Annotated in this window: 17 protein-coding genes; 11 read left to right on the top strand and 6 right to left on the bottom strand. The window is 67.1% G+C overall.

Annotated features, from left to right (window positions below):
- Nucleotides 1-8 precede the first annotated feature (8 nt).
- The 3 genes from RM532_RS06330 to RM532_RS06320 all read left to right on the top strand — a co-directional run bounded on the left by RM532_RS06330 (nucleotide 9) and on the right by RM532_RS06320 (nucleotide 4,917).
- Complete coding sequence (locus RM532_RS06330) at nucleotides 9-1,382, top strand: DUF1329 domain-containing protein (RefSeq protein ID WP_311652355.1); 1,374 nt, start codon at nucleotides 9-11, stop codon at nucleotides 1,380-1,382.
- A 45-nt stretch (nucleotides 1,383-1,427) separates the two neighbouring features.
- Nucleotides 1,428-2,672 (top strand): thiolase family protein, encoded by a 1,245-nt coding sequence (locus RM532_RS06325; protein ID WP_311652354.1) that lies wholly within the window; start codon nucleotides 1,428-1,430, stop codon nucleotides 2,670-2,672.
- A 79-nt stretch (nucleotides 2,673-2,751) separates the two neighbouring features.
- Nucleotides 2,752-4,917 carry a tetratricopeptide repeat protein gene (locus tag RM532_RS06320; protein WP_311652353.1) on the top strand — a complete coding sequence of 722 codons (2,166 nt, stop codon included), beginning with the start codon at nucleotides 2,752-2,754 and terminating at the stop codon, nucleotides 4,915-4,917.
- A gap of 9 nt (nucleotides 4,918-4,926) precedes the next feature.
- Here RM532_RS06320 and RM532_RS06315 read toward each other — a convergent pair whose 3' ends face one another.
- Nucleotides 4,927-7,617, bottom strand: a complete 2,691-nt coding sequence (locus RM532_RS06315) for a winged helix-turn-helix domain-containing protein (RefSeq protein WP_311652352.1) — start codon at nucleotides 7,615-7,617, stop codon at nucleotides 4,927-4,929.
- Between the two features lie 344 nt (nucleotides 7,618-7,961).
- Here RM532_RS06315 and RM532_RS06310 point away from each other — a divergent pair, with 344 nt between their 5' ends.
- Genes RM532_RS06310 through RM532_RS15920 form a run of 3 tightly spaced genes read left to right on the top strand, consistent with a single transcriptional unit; the run spans nucleotide 7,962 to nucleotide 10,488 of the window.
- The gene (locus RM532_RS06310; protein ID WP_311652351.1) at nucleotides 7,962-9,338 is read left to right on the top strand and encodes a cytochrome ubiquinol oxidase subunit I; all 1,377 of its coding nucleotides are present in this window, start codon (nucleotides 7,962-7,964) and stop codon (nucleotides 9,336-9,338) included.
- Nucleotides 9,335-10,342, top strand: coding sequence for a cytochrome d ubiquinol oxidase subunit II (cydB, locus tag RM532_RS06305; protein ID WP_349255277.1), 1,008 nt, complete (start codon nucleotides 9,335-9,337; stop codon nucleotides 10,340-10,342). The genes RM532_RS06310 and cydB overlap by 4 nt, the downstream gene beginning before the upstream one ends.
- A 29-nt stretch (nucleotides 10,343-10,371) precedes the next feature.
- A complete protein-coding gene (locus RM532_RS15920; protein ID WP_349255276.1) occupies nucleotides 10,372-10,488 on the top strand; it encodes a DUF2474 domain-containing protein in 117 nt (38 codons plus the stop codon).
- Here the strand turns inward: RM532_RS15920 and RM532_RS06300 are convergent.
- The 4 genes from RM532_RS06300 to RM532_RS06285 form a co-directional block, all read right to left on the bottom strand.
- Nucleotides 10,482-11,228: a DsbA family protein gene (locus RM532_RS06300; RefSeq protein WP_311652349.1), complete on the bottom strand. Its 747-nt coding sequence runs from the start codon at nucleotides 11,226-11,228 to the stop codon at nucleotides 10,482-10,484. The two genes, RM532_RS15920 and RM532_RS06300, sit on opposite strands and share 7 nt — an antisense overlap.
- Nucleotides 11,229-11,306: 78 nt before the next feature.
- Nucleotides 11,307-11,777: a DUF4396 domain-containing protein gene (locus RM532_RS06295; RefSeq protein ID WP_311652348.1), complete on the bottom strand. Its 471-nt coding sequence runs from the start codon at nucleotides 11,775-11,777 to the stop codon at nucleotides 11,307-11,309.
- Nucleotides 11,774-12,196: a MerR family transcriptional regulator gene (locus RM532_RS06290; RefSeq protein WP_311652347.1), complete on the bottom strand. Its 423-nt coding sequence runs from the start codon at nucleotides 12,194-12,196 to the stop codon at nucleotides 11,774-11,776. The genes RM532_RS06295 and RM532_RS06290 overlap by 4 nt, the downstream gene beginning before the upstream one ends.
- A gap of 102 nt (nucleotides 12,197-12,298) precedes the next feature.
- Nucleotides 12,299-13,456 (bottom strand): alkane 1-monooxygenase, encoded by a 1,158-nt coding sequence (locus tag RM532_RS06285; protein WP_311652346.1) that lies wholly within the window; start codon nucleotides 13,454-13,456, stop codon nucleotides 12,299-12,301.
- A gap of 148 nt (nucleotides 13,457-13,604) precedes the next feature.
- Between RM532_RS06285 and RM532_RS06280 the strand changes: the two genes are divergently transcribed.
- The 5 genes from RM532_RS06280 to RM532_RS06260 all read left to right on the top strand — a co-directional run bounded on the left by RM532_RS06280 (nucleotide 13,605) and on the right by RM532_RS06260 (nucleotide 19,972).
- On the top strand, nucleotides 13,605-14,258 hold the full coding sequence (locus tag RM532_RS06280) for a TetR/AcrR family transcriptional regulator (RefSeq protein WP_311652345.1): 654 nt from the start codon (nucleotides 13,605-13,607) through the stop codon (nucleotides 14,256-14,258).
- Nucleotides 14,259-14,341: 83 nt separating this feature from the next.
- Nucleotides 14,342-15,799 carry an aldehyde dehydrogenase family protein gene (locus RM532_RS06275; protein ID WP_311652344.1) on the top strand — a complete coding sequence of 486 codons (1,458 nt, stop codon included), beginning with the start codon at nucleotides 14,342-14,344 and terminating at the stop codon, nucleotides 15,797-15,799.
- Between the two features lie 124 nt (nucleotides 15,800-15,923).
- Nucleotides 15,924-16,790 carry a methylisocitrate lyase gene (gene prpB / locus RM532_RS06270; RefSeq protein WP_311652342.1) on the top strand — a complete coding sequence of 289 codons (867 nt, stop codon included), beginning with the start codon at nucleotides 15,924-15,926 and terminating at the stop codon, nucleotides 16,788-16,790.
- An 18-nt stretch (nucleotides 16,791-16,808) separates the two neighbouring features.
- On the top strand, nucleotides 16,809-17,987 hold the full coding sequence (locus RM532_RS06265) for a saccharopine dehydrogenase NADP-binding domain-containing protein (RefSeq protein ID WP_311652341.1): 1,179 nt from the start codon (nucleotides 16,809-16,811) through the stop codon (nucleotides 17,985-17,987).
- An 83-nt stretch (nucleotides 17,988-18,070) separates the two neighbouring features.
- Entirely contained in the window at nucleotides 18,071-19,972 is a 1,902-nt protein-coding gene (locus RM532_RS06260; RefSeq protein ID WP_311652340.1) for an alpha/beta fold hydrolase, read from the top strand.
- Between the two features lie 723 nt (nucleotides 19,973-20,695).
- Here RM532_RS06260 and RM532_RS06255 read toward each other — a convergent pair.
- Nucleotides 20,696-21,577, bottom strand: a complete 882-nt coding sequence (locus RM532_RS06255; protein WP_311652339.1) for a phosphoribosylaminoimidazolesuccinocarboxamide synthase — start codon at nucleotides 21,575-21,577, stop codon at nucleotides 20,696-20,698.
- Nucleotides 21,578-21,597 lie beyond the last annotated feature (20 nt).

Here is a 21,597-nt window from a genome sequence, read left to right as displayed (position 1 = left end):
GGCTTGATATGCACATCCGCCGATTTGACCGCGACTACAGCCGCCGCCGTTTCCTGGCCGGCCTGGGCGCGGCCGGTACCGCCGGCGTGCTGGCCCCGCTGTGGCCGACCATCGCCCGCTCGGGCGAGATCAACAAGGCCTACCCCGACGAGTTGCTGTCGATCGACGAGTACACCAAGGGCAAGGTAAGCACCGGCGACACCATCGACGCTTCCAATGTCGAGCATGTCCGCGACCTGCTGGACGAGATCAAGTACCAGCAGATCCGCGACATGGGCCGCAAGCTGAAAATCGGCCCGACCACCACCGAGATCATGCGGCTGTCGCCGTGGGAATACCTGGAAGCCACGCTCAGGAACCAGGGCAAGGCCCAGTTCGACGACCGTGGCAACGTGGTGACGCCGGACGGCCAACCCTGGATCGGCGGTAATCCGTTTCCCGACGCCAAGACCGGTATCGAGCTGTTCGCGGCCCTGACCCTGAGTTGGGGTCGGCACGACGCCTCGCTGTACGCGATCAAGGAGTACGACATCGGTGCCCAGGGCGACCTCGAGTACGCGTACGATCTGGTCTGGGCGGAACTGGCCCCGGTGGCCCGCGTTTCCATGGACCCGAAGCCGTACTGGCGGGCACACATGGACAAGCTGCGCTTCCAGAGCGTGATCTTCACCGCGCCCAACGACATCGCCGGTACGTCGTTTCTGAATATCTGGGATTACGACCAGCACGTCTTTCCGGATCTGGTGGGGTACCTGCCCGAGTTCAAGCGCATCCGCGAATACCCCACCAACCAGCGCTTCGAGCCCCTGGTGCCGGGTGGCACATTGTTCCTGTCCGATGCCTGGGCGGCCGGCGACCCGATGTACACCTGGGGTAACTACGAGATCGTGGACCGTGGACCCATGCTCACCGGCATCTCCGATGGCTGGAACCCGGACCACCCCAACTGGGAGCACACCACCCACGGCGGGCCCAAGGGACAGACCTTCTGGGACACCACGGTGGAGCTGGTGCCCGAGGCGATTGCCGTGGAAGCCGAGCCCACGAGTTACAGTCGCGCGCCGGTGGGCAAGAAGCGGGTCTGGTTCGATGCGCGCACCGGTCTGCCCATCGCGATGAATTCCTATGACCGCAAGGGCAACGTCTGGCGCAGCTTCGACGGCGCCTACGCCATCTACGACGACGGCAACGGCCGCCGCGTGATGGACGGCGATCATCCCTACTGGTCCTGGGCTCACGTGCATTGCTACGACATCCAGACCGGACGCATGTCCCGCCTGGAACAGGTCAGGGAAGTCGGCGCGGGCCACCAGATGCAGGTCAACACCGACAACATGTACGACGATTATCTGACCCGCAATGCCCTGCGTCGGTTCGGCTGAGCCGGTTACGCCGCCTGATCGATCCGACGGCGTCCATCCGCCGCGATGAAGCAACACGCCTATATCGCCGGGGTGGGCATGACCCGATTCGGCAAGCATCCGGATCGTGACCTCAAGAGCCTCGCCGCGGAAGCGGTGCAGGCGGCGCTGGCGGACGCCGGCCCGGCCGTGGGCGCCCCGGAGATCGCCTATGTGGGCACCGCCGGCGCCGGCGCGATCACCGGTCAGACCTGCGTGCCGGGCCAGGTGGTTCTGCGGGCCATGGGCCTGGGCGGGATACCGGTGGTCAACGTCGAAAACGCCTGCGCTACCGGTGCCACCGCCTTTCATCAGGCGGCCTCGATGGTCACGCTCGGCGCGTATGACGCGGTGCTGGTTCTGGGCATGGACAAGCTCCACCATCCGGATCGGCAGCGCACCCTCGATCTGCTCACCGGTGCGATCGATGTGGCCGACCGGGAGGCGGTCATGGCGGACGTTGCGGCAAGCATCCGGGCGGCCGGCCTGACGCCGGATACCGCCGACGCCGGGCGCACGCGGTCGCTGTTCATGGATATCTACGTCGCCTGGGCTGCGGCCCACATGCAGGCCCACGGCACCACCCGGGCGCAGTTCGCGGCGGTATCCGCCAAGAACGCGACCCACGGCAGCCTCAACCCCCGCGCCCAGTATCGGGATCGGCTGAGTGTCGACGAGGTGCTGGCCGCCCGTGAAGTCGCCTGGCCGCTGACCCTGCCCATGTGCTCGCCGATCGGTGACGGGGCGGCGGCACTGGTGCTGGTTTCGGCCCGGCGGATGCGACAGATGCATGAACGGAACCGCCCGGTGCGGGTGCTGGCCTCCTGCCTTAGCGGCGGCGGTGCGCCCGGCCGGCCCCCGCTGGCCGTCACCACGGCGGCCGCGGCCTATGACGCCGCCGGAATCGGACCGGACGATCTGTCCTGTGCGGAAATCCACGACGCCTCGGCCCCGTCCGAGGTGCTTTTGTACGAACAGCTGGGTTTCTGTTCGGCAGGGGCAGGCGGCGATTTCGTGGAGGCCGGCCACAGCGCCCTGGGTGGGCGATTGCCGGTAAATACCTCCGGCGGTCTGCTGCGCAAGGGACACCCCATTGGCGCTACCGGCTGCGCCCAGATCGTCGAGCTGACCGAGCAGCTACGCGGCGAGACGGGCGCGCGGCAGGTCGAGGGCGCTCGGCTGGCTCTGGCGGAGAACGGTGGCGGCTATCTCGATGACGACAGTGCGGCCATGGTGGTCAGCGTGCTTGCCCGCGAGGCGCGGGCGGCCTGATCGCGTGGCCCCGGTTTCTGGCATATTGGAGGGAACGCGGCGTCGTCGCGCACCCGTCCGACCGAACGTGAACGACAGGATGTTGTATCAACTGCGAACGGGCGCGCTGGCCGCGCTGCTGTTGCTGCCGGCCGGACTGGCGCTGGCGGCCACCGACCGCGGCCAGGCCGCTGAACAACAGCGCGCGGTCGCTCTGACCCAGGAGCGGGCCTTCGATCTGTTGTCCGCCCGCCGGGGCGATGCCCAGTCGGCCGCCTTCCCGGCGGAAACCGATGTTTCGATATTCATCGGCATCAACGTGCCGTCCTTCGTGCTGGAGGAGGTCACCCTGCTGCTGGATGGCCGGGAGGTGGCGAGCGAGCGCTACAATCGCGACGACGCCCTGCTGCTGCACAGCGACGAGCGGCGGCTCGACAGGGTGCTGCGCACCAACGTCGAACCCGGCACGCACCGGGTCCGGCTCGAGTTCGCCGGCCGCCTGCGCGATGCCGAACCCGACGGGACGCAACTGACCGGCGAGATTGATCTCGAGTTCGAGAAGGGCGAGGCCCGCAAGGCTTTGATCCTGCCGGCGGCACCCGCCGCGTTGCAGATGAACCGGCGGCTCGATCCCAAGCCCTGGCAGTGGCGCGAGGAGGCCGAGGATCCGCGCCTGGCGCTTACCCGTTATCTGCGCGCCCGCGACCAGTCATTCGAGGCCATGATCGAACTCATCGACATGGCTGCGATCAGCGGGAAGGAGAACCTCAAGCCGGCCTATTTCGCCCTGCTGGCCCACGTGTATCTCGACTTCGGCATGGCCGAGCAGGCGGAACAGGCGGTGGAGACGTACACGCGGCTCGGCGCCGAGCGCGAGCCCTTCGAGGATATCCGCCTGCGCCTGGCGGAGCTCGATCTCAAGCGCGGCAACCACGGGCCCGCCGGCCGTCGCCTGGACAAGGCGCGGCAGTTTCTCACCCCGGCGCAGCGGGTGCGCTGGCAGGACACGCTCTCGCGCCTGCAGATGGCGGAGGGGGCCTACGGCCGGGCGGCCGCCACCCTGGCCAGCGGCGAGAATGCGCTGGAAGTCATCACCGAGGTGGACGATGCCAACAATCAGAGCCTGACCATGCGTTACAACCTGGCCGTGGCCTGGCTGCGCAGCGGGGAGGTGGCGATGGGCCGCACGCTGCTGGACCGAATCGGCCGGATGACGCCGTTCACCCCGGCGCAGCGAATGCTCCGGGACCGGGCCAACGTGCTGCTGGGCTTCAGTTTTCTCAACGCCGACCAGGGCGCCACCGCCAAGCACATGTTCCAGCGGGTCCGTCTGCACGGGCCGCTGTCGCCGGTGGCATTGCTGGGGCTGGGTCGGGCCGAGATCACCCCGCCCGGCGAACGCCAGCAGCGGGTCGCGATCGGCGACGAGCCCGAGGCCGGCACCTACGGCATTGCCGATACCGAGACCGGGCGACTTCAGCGGGACGATCAACGCGACCGCTTCAGTGCCGACGGCTATAGCAAGGTGCAGCTCGGCACTTACCCCATTGCCGATATCGCCGACGAGGAGGACCAGCAGCGCCAGCGGGCGCTGGTGGCCTGGCAGATGCTGACCCAGCGCAACCCTCGCGAGGAGGCGGTGCAGGAGGCACTGGTAGCGATTCCCTATCTGATGGAACAGTTCGAGGCCTACGGCGCCGCCCAGCAGCAGTACGCGCAGGCAATGGAAATGCTGCAGGCAGTACGCGATGAACTGACCAGCGCGATCGAGGGTTTGCAGGATGACGAGCCGGTGTCGCTGCCGGCGGCGGGTGACTCGCTGACGGCGCTGGGCCGCGACTGGCGCCGTCAGGCCCTGGGCGACTCGCTGGCCAGCTCGCGCTGGGTCCAGCGAATGCTGGCCTCCAACGCGTTCAGCGAACCGCTGGCCAACATCCGGCGCATCCGCCGGTTGCAGACGGCGCTGGCGCAGGCGCCTACCGCCGCGGCGCGCCCGGTGGCCTATGACGGCAGCGCGTCACGGGCCGTGGCCGGACAGGTGGACAGCCGGGTCATGGCGATGCTGGACAAGGCCGCGGACACCGAAATCCAGCGTCTGGCCTCGGTGGCCATCGACACGCTCTCCACCCAGCGCGAGCAGCTGGACCGTTTCCTGCAGGCGGTCCGCTACGGTGTGGCGCGCATGCATCTGCGGCCGGCGCTGCGTGAGCAGGAAGAAGCCGAGGCAGAGGGTGAGGACAGCGGCGTGAAGGATTTCGCGCCGTAGCGTGAGCCGCTACAGCAGCTGCATGTGCCGGGCGGCGCTGATCGCCTGCACCCGGCTGTTGACCCCGAGTTTCGAGTAAATGTTCTTGAGGTGGAATTTCACGGTGTTCTCGGACACGAACACGTGACGGGCGATGTCCTTGTTGGAGGCCCCGTTGGCCAGCAACTGCAGGATTTCGCTCTCGCGTTCGGTCAGGGGTTCGAGCGGGCGGTGGGGATCCCCGGCCGGGGTGCGGACCACGTCGGCATCCACCACGCCGGCGGTGGCCAGAATGCGCACCACGAACTGCTGCACGGGGCCCTCGGCGCCTTCCACGCCGGCGCTGCTGGTCAGTATTGCCAGATCGCTGCGCAGCAGGTCGATCACCGCCGGGCCTTCCTCCAGGAAGGTCCGGACCAGACCGGCCGGCGCCGCCAGATTGAGTGCCCGTCGCAGCGAGCGATGGGCCGCGTTGGTGTTGTCGAGGCGGCGGTGGCCGATGGCCTCCAGGATATGCAGCTTGATCTGTCGCCGGGTTCGCCCCTGGGCGGTGGCTGCGGATTGTTCGGTCGAGATCAGGCGCATGGCCGCTTCCGGATTGGCCTCGCGCAGGCCCAGCCGGATCCTGCCGATGGCCTCGCCGGCGGTGTCCTCGGCAAACGGCAGCCACCCGGTCGGTAGCGGCGCCGGTTCGGCCTGGATCGCGGCGGCAATGCGCCGCGCGTGGTCGACCTCGTCAGCCGCCAGTGCCCGGCGTACCCGCTCCCAGCCGACCAGTCGCAGCAGCCGCGGCCAGCGACTGGCATGGCCGAGGGTTTCCGCCTCCTCGAGGACGGTGGTGGCGCGCTTGCCGTCGCCGCGGCTGTCATGGATGCGGGCGGCGGAGAAATACGCCAGCGCCAGATAGTCCAGCAGCGCGGCGTCGGCGATTACATCGTGATAACGCCGGAACTGGTCCAGCGCGGTGTCGATGTCATCGACCTCGTACAGGGCGTGCACGTAGCAGGCCACGATCGCGGCCGAGGCGAAGGAGTCGTCCACCTGCACCCGCGGCTCGTCCAGACACTGCCGGAACATGCCGATGGCGTCCTGCGTCTGCCCCTGCAGCAGCATGTTCATGGCGGCCGTACCCACCGAATAGCCCCAGCTGAAGGTGGCGTCGCCGCGGTCCGAGTGGGCGCGGGCCAGCGACAGGATTTCGCGGGCGGATTCGAACTCGCCCCGGGTCATCGCCAGATAGCCTTCCAGATTGGCCGCCGCCCCCAGTTCGAAGGCGTGAAAGCCCTCGACCTCGCTGTCGCGCACGTCCATGGTGGCCACGATGTCGGCGGCCTCCTGAATGTCATCCCGGACCACCGCGGCCATCGACAGCACTACGGCCGGATGGGTCTGCATGCGGGCCCGCTCGGTGGCGGGGATGTCCTCGATCATGGCCAGCAGGGGGGCGAGCTTGCGGTGCCGGCGCAGGAATGTCAGCGCCCAGACGATCTTGACCACCAGGTCCGGGTTGGCCCGTAACTGCGCCGCAGGGATGCGCTCGCTCCAGCGCTCCACGGTCATCAGATTGCCCTCGGCAATCAGCAAGGTGGTCCAGCTGTCCAGAATCCGGGCGCCGAAGTCGGCGTCGCCGCTGGCGAGTGCATGGTGGATGGCCTCCTCGTGCAGGCCGTGGTCGTGGAACCAGCGGGCGGCCCGCTCGTGGATGCGGCGGGCGGCCTCCGGGTCCTGTTCCTGCAACTGGTCGGCCAGGAACGAGGAGAACAGGGTGTGGTATTTGAACCAGTAGCCTTCGGCGTCGAGGCTGCGCAGGAACAGGCCGGCGCTTTCCAGCGTCTGCAGCATGCGCTGGGCGTCGTCGCGTTCGAGCACGGCATTGCACAGTGGCGCCGACAGCCGCGTGAGCAGTGAGCTCTGCAGCAGGAACTGCTGGACCGCCGGGGTCTGCAGCTGCAGCACATTGTCGGCCAGGTAGTCCGCCAGCGGGCGGGGCCGGAAATCGGCGATGTCGCGCAGCGATTCGCGTACCGACGGCTGGGCGAGCGACAGCCGGTAGAGCTGCACCGCGGCGGGCCAGCCTTCGGTGCGGTCGTGAATGGCGGCGGTTTCCTCCGGCCGCATGCCCAGGTCACTGACGTCCTGGAAGAAGCGGGCCACTTCGTCCCGGGAAAAGCACAGATCCGCCGGCCGGATCACCATCGCCCGGTTATTCACCTCGAGGCGTGACAGCCCGACCCGCGGCAGGGTGCGGGTGCCCACGAAAATGCGCACCTCCGCCGGTACCGATTCGAACAGGTTGCGGAAGAAGCTCAGGACCGGGCGGTTGGACAGGGTCTGGAACTCGTCCAGGAACAGCGCCACCGGGCGGCCGATGGCCACCAGCTGCGTGGTCAGCCAGTCCGCGTGCTGGGTACGCCCCCGCGCCTGAGTCGGCATAACCTCCGCGTCTTCCCGGCTCGCCACGGTATCCACCAGTGCCTGCATGTGGGCAGCGAAGCGCGTGATGTCGTTATCGGCCTCGTCGAAGGTCAGCCAGCCGCAGCGCATGCCCTGGGCGTCGCAGGCGCTCCAGGCCTGTTGCAGCAGGGTGGTCTTGCCGTGACCGGCGGGGGCCTGGAGCAGCACCACGCGCGGGCTGTTGCGGCCGAGAATCCGTTGCAGAATGGCATCCCGGCGCACCGCGCCCGGCGTGCCGGCCGGTGCGAACAGCTTGTGAGCAATCACCTGATCGCCCGTCCGCCGCGATTGCCGCTGGCGGTGACTCAACCGCGGCACCCCTCGGCGACGATCGGCCACCGGGTTGGTGGTGGATTCATGAGCAACTCCCGCATCGACCATGCAGCCGGGTGGAAGCACGGTATCCGGCGGGCCAGCCCGCGGGCGTGGCGCGCATCGGGCCGACTGTCAGCGCCGGCGACGATTGTTATGGTGGCCGCTACTAAACCGTGCCGGACCGGTCAGCGTCAACTGAGCAGGCCGTAATCTTTTCTACTGCGGCGCACAATGCGGTAGCATATCGAGTTGTCTGCCATTCGGCTTAATACCCCACGGGGTAGCAGGGGCCTGCCATGGATGCGTTACTTCTTTCCCGCCTGCAATTCGCCTTCGTGGTCAGCTTCCACATCCTGTTTCCGGCCTTCACCATCGGGCTGGCAAGCTGGCTGGCCATGCTCGAAGGTCTGTGGCTGGGCACCGGCAAGGATGTCTTCCGCCGGCTCTATCGCTTCTGGGTGAAGATATTCGCGGTGTCGTTCGGCATGGGCGTGGTGTCGGGCATCGTGATGAGCTTCCAGTTCGGCACCAACTGGAGCGTGTTCGCCGAGGCCACCGGCAATGTGCTGGGCCCGCTGCTGTCGTACGAGGTGCTCACGGCCTTCTTCCTGGAGGCGACGTTCCTCGGCATCATGCTGTTCGGCTGGGATCGCGTGGGCCGTGGCCTGCACTTCCTGGCCACGGTGATGGTGGCGGTGGGCACGTTGTTGTCCACCTTCTGGATTCTGTCCGCCAATTCCTGGATGCACACGCCCGCGGGCTTCGAACTGCGCGACGGCATCTTCCATCCCACCGACTGGTGGGCGATCGTGTTCAACCCGTCGTTTCCCTATCGCCTGGCCCACATGGTGCTGGCGGCCTACCTGACCACGGCATTCGTCATTCTGGGAGTGGCGGCCTGGTACCTGCGCCGTGGGCTTGCGCCCGAGGGGGCGAAGGTGATGCTGGCCATGGGCGTGGGTTTCATCGCCATCACCGCGCCGCTGCAGATCGTGGCCGGCGATTTCCACGGGCTGAACGTGCAGGAGCACCAGCCGGCCAAAATAGCGGCGATGGAGGGCCACTGGGAAACCCGGCGCGGGGCCCCGCTGTATCTGTTCGCGGTGCCAGATCCGGCGACCGAGACCAATCATTACGAAATCGCCATCCCCAAACTGGGCAGTCTGATCCTGGCTCACGACCTTGACGGCGAGGTGGTGGGGCTGGACGCCTTTCCGGTGGCAGACCGTCCGCCGGTGATTCCGGTGTTCTACGCTTTCCGGGTGATGGTGGCACTGGGCATGCTGATGCTGCTGGCGGCAGTCTGGGGCCTGTGGCTGTGGTGGCGCGGCCGGCTGTTCGAGCCGGGCTGGTATCACCGCTTCATGGTCTGGATGGCGCCGTCGGGCTTCGTGGCGGTGCTGGCCGGCTGGTTTACCGCCGAGATCGGACGCCAGCCCTGGGTGGTCTACGGGGTGATGCGCACCGCCGACGCGGTGTCGCCGATTCCCGCCGGCGCGGTGGCGGCCAGCCTGATCACCTTCGTGTGCGTCTACTCGGTGGTGTTCGGCGCCGGGCTGTACTACATCCTGCGGCTGATCCGGCAGGGACCGGAAGCACCGCCGCCACGCACGTCCGGCTTCAAGACACCGGCGCGGCCGATGTCGCTGCCGGACGAGCTTCCGGAGGATTGACCATGGTGGAATGGCTTCCCCTGATCTGGTTCGGAATCATCGGTTTCGGCGTATTCATGTACGTGCTACTGGACGGCTTCGTGCTGGGCATCGGCATGCTCTCTCGCCTGGCCGCCAACGAAGAAGAGCGCGACATCATGATGAATTCCGTCGCGCCCATCTGGGACGGCAACGAGACCTGGCTGGTGCTGGGCGGCGCCGGCCTGCTGGCGGCGTTCCCACCGGTCTATTCGGCCATGCTGACGGCGCTGTACCTGCCGCTGTCGCTGATGCTCATGGCCCTGATCTTCCGCGGCGTGGCGTTCGAATTCCGCTTCAAGGCCCGCGACAAGCGGGGCTGGAATTTCGCCTTCCAGGCCGGCTCGGTGGTGGTGACCTTCTGCCAGGGGGTATCGCTCGGGGCGCTGGTGGCCGGGATCAACGTGGTCGACAACCAGTACCTGGGCGGGGCGTTCGACTGGTTTTCCCCCTTCGCGCTGATGACCGGGCTGGCGCTGGTGGCGGGATACGCGCTGCTCGGCGCCACGTGGCTGGTGATCAAGGCCGAAGGGCCGCTACAGACCCGCGCCTACGGCTGGAGCCGCACGCTGCTGGCCGCAGTCGTGGTATTCATGGCGCTGGTCAGCCTGTGGGTGCCGTTTCTCGATGACGCCTATGCCCAGCGCTGGTTCGGCTGGCCCAACATCGTCTGGTTGCTGCCGGTGCCGGCTATCACCCTGGCGCTGTGCGCGGGGCTGTACCGCAGCCTGGGCCGACGGGCCACGTTCAAGCCGTTCCTGTACTCGCTGGGGCTGTTCGCGGTGGGTTATGCGGGGCTGGCCATTTCCATCTGGCCGCATATCCTGCCGCCGCACCTGACCATCTGGAACGCAGCCTCGCCGCCCGCCACCCAGGGGTTCCTGCTGGTCGGGCTGGTTGCGCTGCTGCCCTTCATCCTGTTCTACACCGCTTACTCGTACTGGGTATTCCGCGGCAAGGTTACCGCCTCGACGGGGTACCATTGAACCGGCAGGATGAGGAAACGCGGCCGCCGGTGCGGCGTTCGTGGCCGCAGCGGCTGGCCTGGTTCGCCGGCCTGTGGCTGGCCGGCCTCGTTGTCGTCGGCGGAGGCGCCTACGGCCTGCGGGCGTTGATCAGCCTGCTTTACTGACCCGCGGTCCGCAGCTGGGCGTCGATTTCGGCGGCAATGGTGTCGTAATCGACCACCCCGGGGAACACCTTGTTGCCCACCATGGTTGTCGGGGTGGACGTCACGCGCAGTTGCTGGGCGACCGCCGCGCTCTGGGCCACTCGCTGATCGGCGGCACCCTCGTCCAGACACTGTTCCAGGGCATCAGCGTCGACGCCGCTTTCCACCGCCATGTCGAGGAACTCGTTGGTCACGTTACCGGCCGAGGACCAGCGGGACTGCCGCTCGAACAGAACTTCGTGGTACGCCCAGAACTCGCCCTGCCGCCCGGCGCAGCGGGCCGCCGCCGCCGCCTGGCGCGCATGCTGATGCATGGGCAGCGGGAAGTCGTAGAACACGAAGCGCACCTTGCCCTCGTCGGCATAGTTCTCGCGGATGCGCGCCGCAGTATCCGCGAAGGCGGCGCAGGCCGGGCACTGATAGTCGGCGAATTCCCGCACCACCACCGGCGCATCGTCCGGCCCGTAGGCCACGCCGCGGCGGTCGAATTCGGTGGCGAGCTGTTCCATGGTCTGCGGGTCCAGCGTGCGGCCGTCGCGGCTCGCGGTGCTGTCGGTGCCGCCACCGCCGGTGATGCGGTCGCCAAAGGTGATTACCAGCAAGGCCAGGACGATGGCCCCGACGAACAGGCCGACGGGTACCACGAGGGCCCGGAACAGGCTGTTCTGCGGCGGCGGATTGTCGGGGGTCTTGCGGCTCACGCGGGTCTCCGGAAAATCAGCTGGAACGGCCGCGAGCATAGCCCAAACGGCCGCGGGAAATAAATCTGGCGGATGTGCTCAGTGACAATGCTTGAGATTGCGGGTGAGCAGCCAGTAGTTCACCGGCCAGGCCGCGAGATACCCGCAGGGCAGGGCCAGGCCGAAGCCGATCCAGAATATCGGCGCCGCCAGCGACCCGGCCTGCACGCCGCCCACAGCGTAATCGATGCCGTTCATGGCAATCTCCATCACGGAAATCGAGGCCACCTCGCCCAGCCAGACGGTCGCCAGCGCCGCGCCCAGGGCCAGACCGTGATTACGCATGACCGTGACCGCCGCCAGGCTGATGCCGACCACGAAGGCCAGGACCACCGCGAGACTCATGGTCGCGAACGCGCCCCAGCCGGCCAGCGTGCCGATGACCAACCCCAGCAGCTCGCCGATACCGCAGCCGGTCAGGCAGTGCAGGGTGACGTGAGCCGAAGACTTGAACAGCCCGCTGGTGTGGCCGCCGTGTTCGCAGGTCTGATCGGTTGCGGTGTTGTTCATGCTGTTGTCTCCTGATCGAGCGCTTCGATGATGGGGCAGCCGCTGACGGTGCCGTGCCCGGTGCAGCGCTGGTCCAGATCCGCCAGGGCGTCGCGCATGCGCTGAAGGTCGGCCAGTCGCGCGTCCAGGTCCGCCAGCCTGGCCCGGGCCAGCTCCTTCACGGCGGCCCGGTTGTTGCCGGCTTCCCGCAGGCTTAGCAGTTCGCCGATCTCGGCCAGGGTGAAGCCCAGGGTCTTGGCCCGCCGGATGAATCGCAGCCGGCGGGCCGCGTCCGGCGGATACCGGCGGTAGCCATTGCCGGATCGCGGGGGCGGCGGCAGCAGGCCGCGACGTTCGTAGTAGCGGATGGTTTCCACGTCCGAGCCGGCGCGGCGGGCCAGCTGGCCGATGGTCATGTCGGACTTGGAAGACGCGTTCATGGCTTCCATTGTCACCCCGGAGTTGACTACGGGGTCAAGTCGAAAGAAAGCCCCGTTGCCGAATCGGCAACGGGGCGCTGCAGGCGGGTCCGTCGACCGGCGTCAGGCGGCGGCGTACCGCGCCTTGAGCGCGGCTTCCCGGCCGGGCTGCAGATTGGCCCGGTCCAGGTCGCCGTCGTAATGGGCGACCACCTTCGGGTCCATCACCCGGTACCAGAGCCAGGGAATATAGGCCAGCACGATCATGCCGGCGTAGCCGGTGGGCAGCTGCGGGGCATCGTCAAAGTGGCGCAGGGCCTGGAACCGGCGGGTGGGGTTGGCGTGATGGTCGGAGTGGCGCTGCAGGTGGTAGAGCAGCACGTTGGTCACGATGTGGTTGTTGTTCCAGGAGTGTTCCGGCTTGCAGCGCTCGTAGCGGCCATCCTCGGCCTGCTGACGCTTGAGGCCGTAGTGCTCGAGGTAGTTGACCGCCTCCAGCAGCGAGGCCCCGATGGCGGCCTGGATCAGCAGAAACGGCAGCACCGCCCAGCCGAACAGCAGCGTCAGCCCGCCGAACAGCACCACGGTCATCGCCCAGGCCTGCAGGTTCTCGTTCTCGATCGACCACACGCTCTTGCCGCAGCGGGCCAGGCGCTGCTTCTCGATCTCCCAGGCCGAGGTCAGGCTGCCGATCACCGTACGCGGCAGGAACCGGTAGAAGGATTCGCCCATGCGCGAGCTGGCCGGATCCTCGGGCGTGGCCACGCGCCGGTGGTGCCCCTTGTTGTGTTCCACGAAGAAATGCCCGTAGGCCACCGGCGCCAGCGCGATCTTGGCCAGCCACTTCTCGCCGGCGGGTTTTTTGTGCCCGAGTTCGTGCGCGGTGTTGATGCCCACGCCGGAGAGGATGGCAAGCGACCAGGTCAGGCCGGTCAGTGCCACCCAGTCGAGTGAGCCACTGCCCACCAGCCAGGCGGCCCAGACCACCACCACATACTGGACGGGGATGAACAGGTAGGTGCACCAGCGGTAGTAGGGGTCGTCCTCGAGCTGGCGCAGCACGCTTTCGTCGGCGTTACTGTCGTCGTCGCCCACCAGCCAGTCGGCGAGCGGCACCAGCCCGTAGAGAAAGGCCGGGGCGAAGAACCAGGCCCAGCTGCTGCCGGTGAGCCAGGCAAGCGCCCCGCCGATCATCGGCAGGAAGGCGACGACGGCGCCCCACAGCCATAGATAGCGTTTGCTGTCGTGGGCGCGGGCGAGTTCGGCGGTGGTGACACTCATGTTGACCAGTCTCCTCGTTGATCGAATTGACCGAGTGGTCAATTCCGGCTGTGCCGTTCAGCGCAGCAACAAGCCGGACGATAAAATTAACCGACCGGTAAGTCAATAGCATGCTATCCTTTGGCCAAATTCCCGCGATGGCACATCCATGCCCCGCCGCCCCGCCAGTGAACAGGGCGATACCCTCAAGCAGGTTCGCGAGGCCGCATTCTCGTTGTTCGGCCGTTACGGCTATGACGGCGTGTCGATGCTGGCCGTGGCCCGGGCCGCCGGTCTGACCAAGGCCGCGCTCTACTGGCACTACGACGGCAAGGAAGCCCTGTATACCGACTGCGTGCGCCAGCTGAACGCGTTGTTCCGCCGCCATGTGTTCACTCGCATGGCGGCCGAGGACACGCCGATCGAGCGTCTGATGGCGATCTTTCGCGGCATGGGAACGCTGCTGGCGGATCCGGCAGTGGACGAGGGCGTGGCCGGCTACTGGCTGATGCCGTCCACCGCAGACGTCGCGGAGGCGCGCGCGGTGCAGGGCCAGTTCGAGGAGGCGTCGGCCCGGGTCATTGGCCAGGCTATCCAGGCGGCGGTGGACGACGGCGATCTGACGCTGGACATCCCCGTCGCGGACATGGCCCAGGCGGTGATGGCGACCATGGAGGCGATCGTGCTGCCGCTGCGGCGCAGCAACCCCGAGCGCAGTCGCCGTCTGATTGCCGCCCTGGCGCACACATTCTTTCGTGCCCACGCGGTCCGGCCGGAGCTGGCGCGGATGGCGATGGGCGAAAGCGGCCTGGCCACGACTTAGGTTCGGCATAACTGCCGATGGCCCTGACATAGTAGAGTGTGGCTTCCGTAGCGCATCGGGGGCGCACGACAGGAGGAGTGATCATGAGTACTGCCGTACAGGACATTCGCGACCGGTTTGCCCAGGCACCGGACAATCAGGCCACCGAGATCGAGCGCGTGTTCGCGCTGCAGCAGAAGCGGGCCCTGACCCTGCGCACCAGCACCGCCGCCGAGCGGATCGCCAAGATCAAGCGACTCAAGCAGGCGCTGCTGGACCGTACCGAGGAAATCCACGAGGCCTGCTACAAGGATTTCCGCAAGCCGCCGGCCGAGGTCGACATGACCGAGATCATGCCGGTGGTGATGGAGGCCAACGACGCCATCCGCCATACCAAGCGGTGGATGAAGCCGATGAAGGTGCCGACCACCCTGGCGATGCTGGGCACCAAGGCGCACGTCCGCTACGAGCCCAAGGGCGTGAGCCTGATCGTGTCGCCGTGGAACTACCCGGTCAATCTCACCTTCTCGCCGCTGGTGTCGGCGCTGGCGGCCGGCAATACCGCGATCCTCAAGCCCTCGGAGATGACCCCGCACTGTTCCCAGCTGATGGAGGACATGGTGCGCGAGGTGTTCGACGAATCCGAGATCGCCGTGTTCCAGGGCGCGGTGGAAACCTCGCAGAACCTGCTGGACAAGCCGTTCGACCACATCTTCTTCACCGGCTCCCCGGCGGTGGGCAAGATCATCATGGGCGCCGCGGCCAAGCATCTGACCTCGGTCACGCTGGAACTGGGCGGCAAGTCGCCGGTGATCGTCGACAAGAGCGCCGACCTGGATAAGGCGGCCCGCGCGGTGGCCTGGGGCAAGTTTTTCAACAACGGCCAGACCTGCATCGCGCCCGACCTGACCTACGTCCACGCCGACGTGAAGGACGAGTTCGTCGAGGCGATCAAGCAGCGGCTGGAGACGATGTACGGCTCGCTCGAGAGTATCGAGTCGAATGCGGACTACGCCCGCATCGTCAACAACAAGCACTACAAGCGGATCAAGCATCTGCTGGACGACGCGCAGTCTCGTGGCGCCAAGGTGCTGGCGGGTGGCCAGCACGACGACGCCCAGGATTTTCTGGCCCCGACCCTGCTGACCGACATCGAGCCCGATGCCGAGATCATGCAGGAAGAGATCTTCGGGCCGCTGATGCCGATCATGACCTTCAAGGACACCCGTGAAGTGATCGACGACATCAACAGCCGGCCCAAGCCGCTGGCGCTGTACGTTTTTGGCAAGGACAACGCGTTTGTCGATCGCGTCATCGGCGGCACCTCGGCCGGCGGTACCGCCATCAACACGGTGATGATGCAGTACCTGCACGGCAATCTGCCGTTCGGCGGGGTCAACAACAGCGGCATCGGCATGGCCCACGGTCACTGGGGCTTCAAGAGCTTCTCGCACGAGCGGGGCATCGTGCGCGACCGTTTCTCGTCGACCCACCTGATGCATCCGCCCTACACGCCGTTCACGCGCAAGCTGATTAACTGGACGATCAAGTATTTCGTCTAGATATTCGGGTATCGCGACCTGCCACGGCGGGTGTTGACCGGCACGGCCCCACCATCAGGTGGGGCCGTTTCATGTGGCCTGGCGTAAAATAACGGGCTCGAAACAGCACAACGGAGACAACCTGATGGCGAGTGCCGCGCAACGCTTCAATCACGCGCTCAGCGAAGAGAACCCCCTGCAGATCGTCGGGGCCGTCAACGCCTACAGCGCGATGCTGGCCGAACACAGCGGCTTCCGCGCCATCTATCTGTCCGGCGGCGGCGTGGCCAACGCGTCCTACGGCCTGCCGGATCTGGGCATGACCAGCATGAACGACGTGCTCGAGGACGTGCGCCGCATTACCGCCGCCACCGACGTGCCGCTGCTGGTCGACATCGACACCGGCTGGGGTAGTGCCTTCAACATCGCCCGCACCATTCGCGAGATGGAGCGCGGCGGCGCCGCCTGCGTGCACATCGAGGACCAGGTCGCGGCCAAGCGCTGCGGGCACCGGCCGGGCAAGGCCATCGTCTCCCAGCAGGAAATGGTCGATCGGGTGAAGGCCGCGGTGGACGCGCGTGACGAAATGCTGGTGATGGCCCGCACCGATGCGCTGGCCGTGGAAGGCCTGGACGCCGCCGTGGAACGTGCCGCGGCTTGCGTGGAAGCCGGCGCCGATTTCGTGTTCGCGGAGGCGATGACCGACATCGCCATGTACCAGCGTTTTGTCGACATCGGCGCGCCGGTGCTGGCCAATATCACCGAATTCGGCGCCACCGACCTCTACACTACCGAGGAACTCGCCGCCCAGGGCGTGCGCATGGTGCTGTATCCGTTGTCGGCCTTCCGTGCCATGAGCCAAGCCGCTCTAAATGTCTACGGTGCGATCCGCGCCGATGGCACCCAGAAGAACGTGCTCGACGGCATGCAGACCCGCAACGACCTCTATGAGCACCTCGGCTACCACGAGTACGAGCAGAAGCTGAACGCGTTGTTCGGTCAGTCGGACTGACCAGCCGCCCGACGCACCATGCATCTGCTCGCCGTGGGCGGTGGCGGCGCGCTGGGCCGTGCCGCTCTGGACCGCATTCGTCAGCTGCCCGCGGTGGCTCGTATCACCGTGGCCGACTATGACGGTGCCGCGGCCGCTGCGGCTGCCGCCGAGCTGGGGGCATCGGCCGCGCCGCTGACGCTGGACATCTGCGATGCGGCGGCGCTTGACGCCGCGGTGGCCTCGGCCGATGTGGTGCTCAACACCAGCGGGCCCTATTTTCGTTACGGGCTGATCGTGCTGAAGGCGGCCCTGGCCGCCGGCCGCCCTTACCTGGATGCCTGCGACGATCCGGAAACTACCCTCGGCATGCTGGTGCTGGACCGGCAGGCCCGAACCGCCGGCGTGCCCGCGCTGATCGGCCTGGGCGCCAGCCCCGGCGTGACCAACCTGCTGGCGGTGGCGGCTCTCGAAGCCCTCGACGACACCCGGCGGCTGGCCACTGCCTGGCGCGCCGACGGCCGGCTGAGCGATGCGGACAATCGCGGGCCGCGGGACACGGCCACCGCGCTGGACCTCCACCGGGTGCAGCAGGCCAGCGGGCAGGTGTCGGTGTACCGCCACGGGGCCCGGGAACTCGCCGAGGCGCTGGCCCCGGTGAAGCTCTCGCTGCCCGGCTACGGCAGTCGTGTGTTCTATCAGTTCGGTCATCCGGAAGCGGTGACGCTGGGCCGCCGGTTTCCGGACCTGGCCGATGCGCCGAGCCTGATTGCCCTGACCGCCAGCCAGCACCACGGCTGGAAGGCGCTGATGCGCAGTAATACCGGTGCCGAGGATGAAGTCGACCGTCTGGCCGGGCTGCTGGCCGCCGGCGCCTTTCCCGGGCCCGGTCTGGGCCGGCGTCTGCGGCGATTCAGCGGGGGAGTGGCACCGCCAACGGCGGTACCCGAGCTGTTTGCCCTGGCCGAGGGACAGCGGGCCGGTCGCAACGCCTCGGCCCTGGCCGAACTGACGGCAGTGCCGGCCAGCAGCTACGCCGAACTGGCGGGCAGCGTTCTCGCGCTTGGCGTCCAGGCGATTGTCGATCGCCGTCTGCCGGAACCGGGCATTTTCACCCCCGAATCCGTGTTCGTGCCGGCAGCGTTCTTTCCGGCGCTGGCCGCCCTGATCACGCCCGATAATCCGGAAAGCGATCTGTTGAAAATCACCGTTACCTGATCCATCGCCGTCATTTCTGCGTAATAATGGGACGGAACGACCAATAATCGAGCCGGCCTCGACGCCGGTCGGAGGAGATCCCCATGCGCGATTTGTCGGTGCGGCCGCTGATAACGGCCCTGGCCGCCCTGTTTCTGCTCGCCGCCTGTGGTGGCGGTTCCGGCGGGGGTGGTCTGAGTCTCGGCCCCGGCGGCGACAACGGCGGTGACCCCGGTGATCCCGGCAATCCCGATCCGGCCAGCCGCGCCGGCGAAAGCTACCGCCAGGCCATCCAGGTGCCGAGCACCGGCGATACCCTGATCGCCCAGGTATTCGAGCCGACCACCGTCACCGAGGGCGAGACCTACCCGCTGGTGCTGCACAGTCACGGCTACGGCGGCAGCCGCAACGTCACCCCCAGCGATTTCCAGCAGCGCCTGCGCGACGCCGGCTATTACGTGATCTCGTTCGATCAGCGGGGATTCGGGGAATCCTCCGGCACCGTGCGTATCCAGTCCCCGGATTTCGAGGGCCTTGACCTGATTGCCCTGCTGGACTGGACCGAAGCCAACCTCGAGCAGCTGGCCTACCGCGACGGGCGCATGGTGGTGGGCAGCTACGGCGGCTCCTACGGCGGCATGTACCAGGTCCTGCTCGCGGCGGCCGACCCGGAACAGCGGCTGCGCGTGATTGCGCCGGATATAACGCCGCATGATCTGACCTTCTCGCTCAACCCCGGCGGCGCCATCAAGTCCGGTTGGGCCCTGGCCCTGATCGCCGGCGGCGAACTGCCGCTGCTGGGGCTGGCGACCGGCGGCGCCGGGCCGGAAGCGCTGGTGGACGAACTCGTCACGCTGGCGCTGGAGCGCCAGAATCTGCGCCAGGATCCGCTGATCGTCGAGATTCTCGCGGACGGCGCTTTGACCAACCGGCTGTCCGAATCGGGCCGGAATCTGCTGGCCTATCACAGCTTCCGGCATTTCTGTGACGCGCAGGTTGCCGGGCCGCAGGATGGTTTCGTGGTGGGCACGCCCGACCCGCGGGCGTTCAGCCCCGGCACCCCGCCACCGGCCGTCGACGCCCTGATCACGCAGGGGTTCAAGGACACCCTGTTCAACGTCAACGAGGCGCTGGAAAACTATTCCTGTCTGCGCCAGGCCGGTGGCGACGTGCGCCTGCTCACGCACCAGACCGGGCATGTGCTGCCGGCAAGCCTGGAAACCCTGGGTCTGGAGGACCCGCTCGACCCCTTCTACGCGGCGATCAACCCGCCTGCGTTTCAGGACAGCGGCGGCAGTTTCAGCTGTGGCGGTCTCGATCTGGACGATGTGCGCTTCGGCTGGTTCGAAGCCAAGCTCAAGCGTGATTCGGCGGCGCTGGATTCGGCGCTGCCGATCGGCGACGAGATCTGTCTCAGTCTCGCCGAGGGTGATGCGATAACCGTCGACGAGGTTGCCGCCGGTGGCACCTCATTCGATCTGACCATGACCACGGAAACCAACAGCCTGACTGGCGTACTTGCTTCGCTGGCGGGCGGGCAAGTACTCGAACCTCTGGAACTGGGCACCACGCTGCTCACCACGGTGGATCAGCCGCGCATTCTGGCTGGCGTGCCCCGTCTTTCCGTGACCGTGGACCCGGTGATTTCCCTGCTCGGCGATCTGGGCCTGGATTGCGCCCTGGAGGTTCTGCCGGGTCTGCTGCCAACCGGTTGCGATCCGATCCTGCTGTTCGCAGTGGTCCAACGGCCGCCCGGCCAGCAGCGCTGGGACATGGTGGACGATCAGCTCACCCCCGTGCGCGGCTTCGACACTCATGAGCTGGACATGGTCGCCATCGCCGAGCGGTTGCCGGCCGGCACGGAACTGGGACTGCAGGTGTTCGGATTCCATCCGCAGTACCCGGTGACGCTGTCCCGCGATCTGTTGGTGCCGGCGGTGACCACCGAGGGTCGTGTGCAGCTGCCATTGCTGGGTCCGGGGGATATCGTTCGGGATGGTATCTGATGCGGGGGCGTTTTTGCTGAAGGGGCGTAGGGCGCCATTAATGGCGCCTGCCCGATCGATCTGGCGGGGCCATCAACAGCTTTCGTGAATGGCTTGCCTCGGCGGGCTGTTTCGGTTCCCGGAGTGGAAGAATTTCGCCCTGAAGGGCGAGTCTCTTTTCTTTGCGTCGCCAAAGAAAAGAGACGAAAAGAAAGGCGACCCGGACCGCTTGCCCCTCGGTCAGCAAAGGCTGACCGAGGGGTGCCCGCCTGGCCGCCGGGCCATGGCCGGGTCGCGCCGACGTCACCTCCGTGTGCCGGCGGCGCTAAGCCGGACGTCCTGTCCGGCTTACCCTATGGCCCGCCGGCCAGGCGGCAAGCGCTAACGGGAGGGAAGAAGCGATCTCACCCGGCTGTGGCACCTTTTCTTCATTCCCGTCGGGCCGAGCCGAGCACTGCAGGGCGGCGAGGTTCCCGGCCCGTAGGGGCGCGCCCAGGACGGGCGCGCGGTTTTCGTCGGGTCATGGATGACCCGTCGAAACACCCCTTCGCCGACCGAAGCGCACAGGGTATCCTGCCTCGAACTCCGTTCGAGGCAGGACTCGCTCGCCGGAAGCGTTTCTTTGGTAACTTTCTTGTCGCACAAGAAAGTTACCCGGCCCGCGTTAGCGGGGCGGAATCTTTTTCTTTATTCGAGTCTCGGGATTCCTGAATTGCCGGCCCATGACCAACCGACCACCGGCACCTACTCGGTCAACCGCCTCTGCGCCTCCCGATACTTGGCCGCGGTATTGTGCAGCACCTCGTCCGGCAGCCGCGGTCCCGGCGCGGTCTTGTTCCAGTCCAGTGTCTCGAGGTAATCGCGGACGTACTGCTTGTCGAAGGAGGGGGGGCTGATGCCGGTGCGGTACTCGCTGGCCGGCCAGAAGCGTGACGAGTCGGGGGTCAGGACTTCGTCGATGAGCACGACCCGGCCGTCGGCGTCGGTGCCGAATTCCAGCTTGGTGTCGGCGATGATGATGCCGCGTTCCGCGGCGTAGGCGGCCGCCTGCCGGTAGATCGACAGCGAGATGTCGCGCACCTGTTCGGCCAGGTCACGGCCGACCAGGTTGATGGTGGCTTCGAAATCGATGTTCTCGTCGTGTTCGCCGGCCTCAGCCTTGCTCGAGGGGGTGTAGATCGGCTCGGGTAACTGCTGGGCCTGTGCCAGGCCGGCCGGCAGTTCGATGCCGCAGACCCGGCCGGTCTGCTGATAATCCTTCCACCCGGAACCGATGAGGTAGCCGCGCACGATGGCCTCGATGGGCAACGGGGTGAGTTTCTTCACCAGCATCGCGCGGCCCGATACCTGTGCGAGTTCGGCCGGCGACAGGAAGTCGGTCAGCGCCCGGTCGGCCACGTGGCTGGCCACGCGGTCGCCGAAGTGGTCGAACCAGAAACGCGATACCGAGGTCAGTACCGCGCCCTTGCCGGGGATGGGGTCGGGCAGGACCACGTCGAATGCGGAGATGCGGTCGGTGGCCACGATCACCAGATGATCCGCATCGGCGGCATAGATGTCGCGCACCTTGCCGCGATTGAGCAGCGTCAGGCTGGTGAGGTCGGATTCGTACAGCGTGTCTTGCATCGGGTGGGTCCCGCACCGTG

Origin of the sequence: Spectribacter hydrogenoxidans (genome assembly GCF_031846275.1) — a bacterium.
Lineage (GTDB): Bacteria > Pseudomonadota > Gammaproteobacteria > Nevskiales > Salinisphaeraceae > Spectribacter > Spectribacter hydrogenoxidans.
The sequence above is the reverse complement of the archived record's forward strand: the minus strand, read 5'-3'. Positions and strand labels throughout refer to the sequence as shown.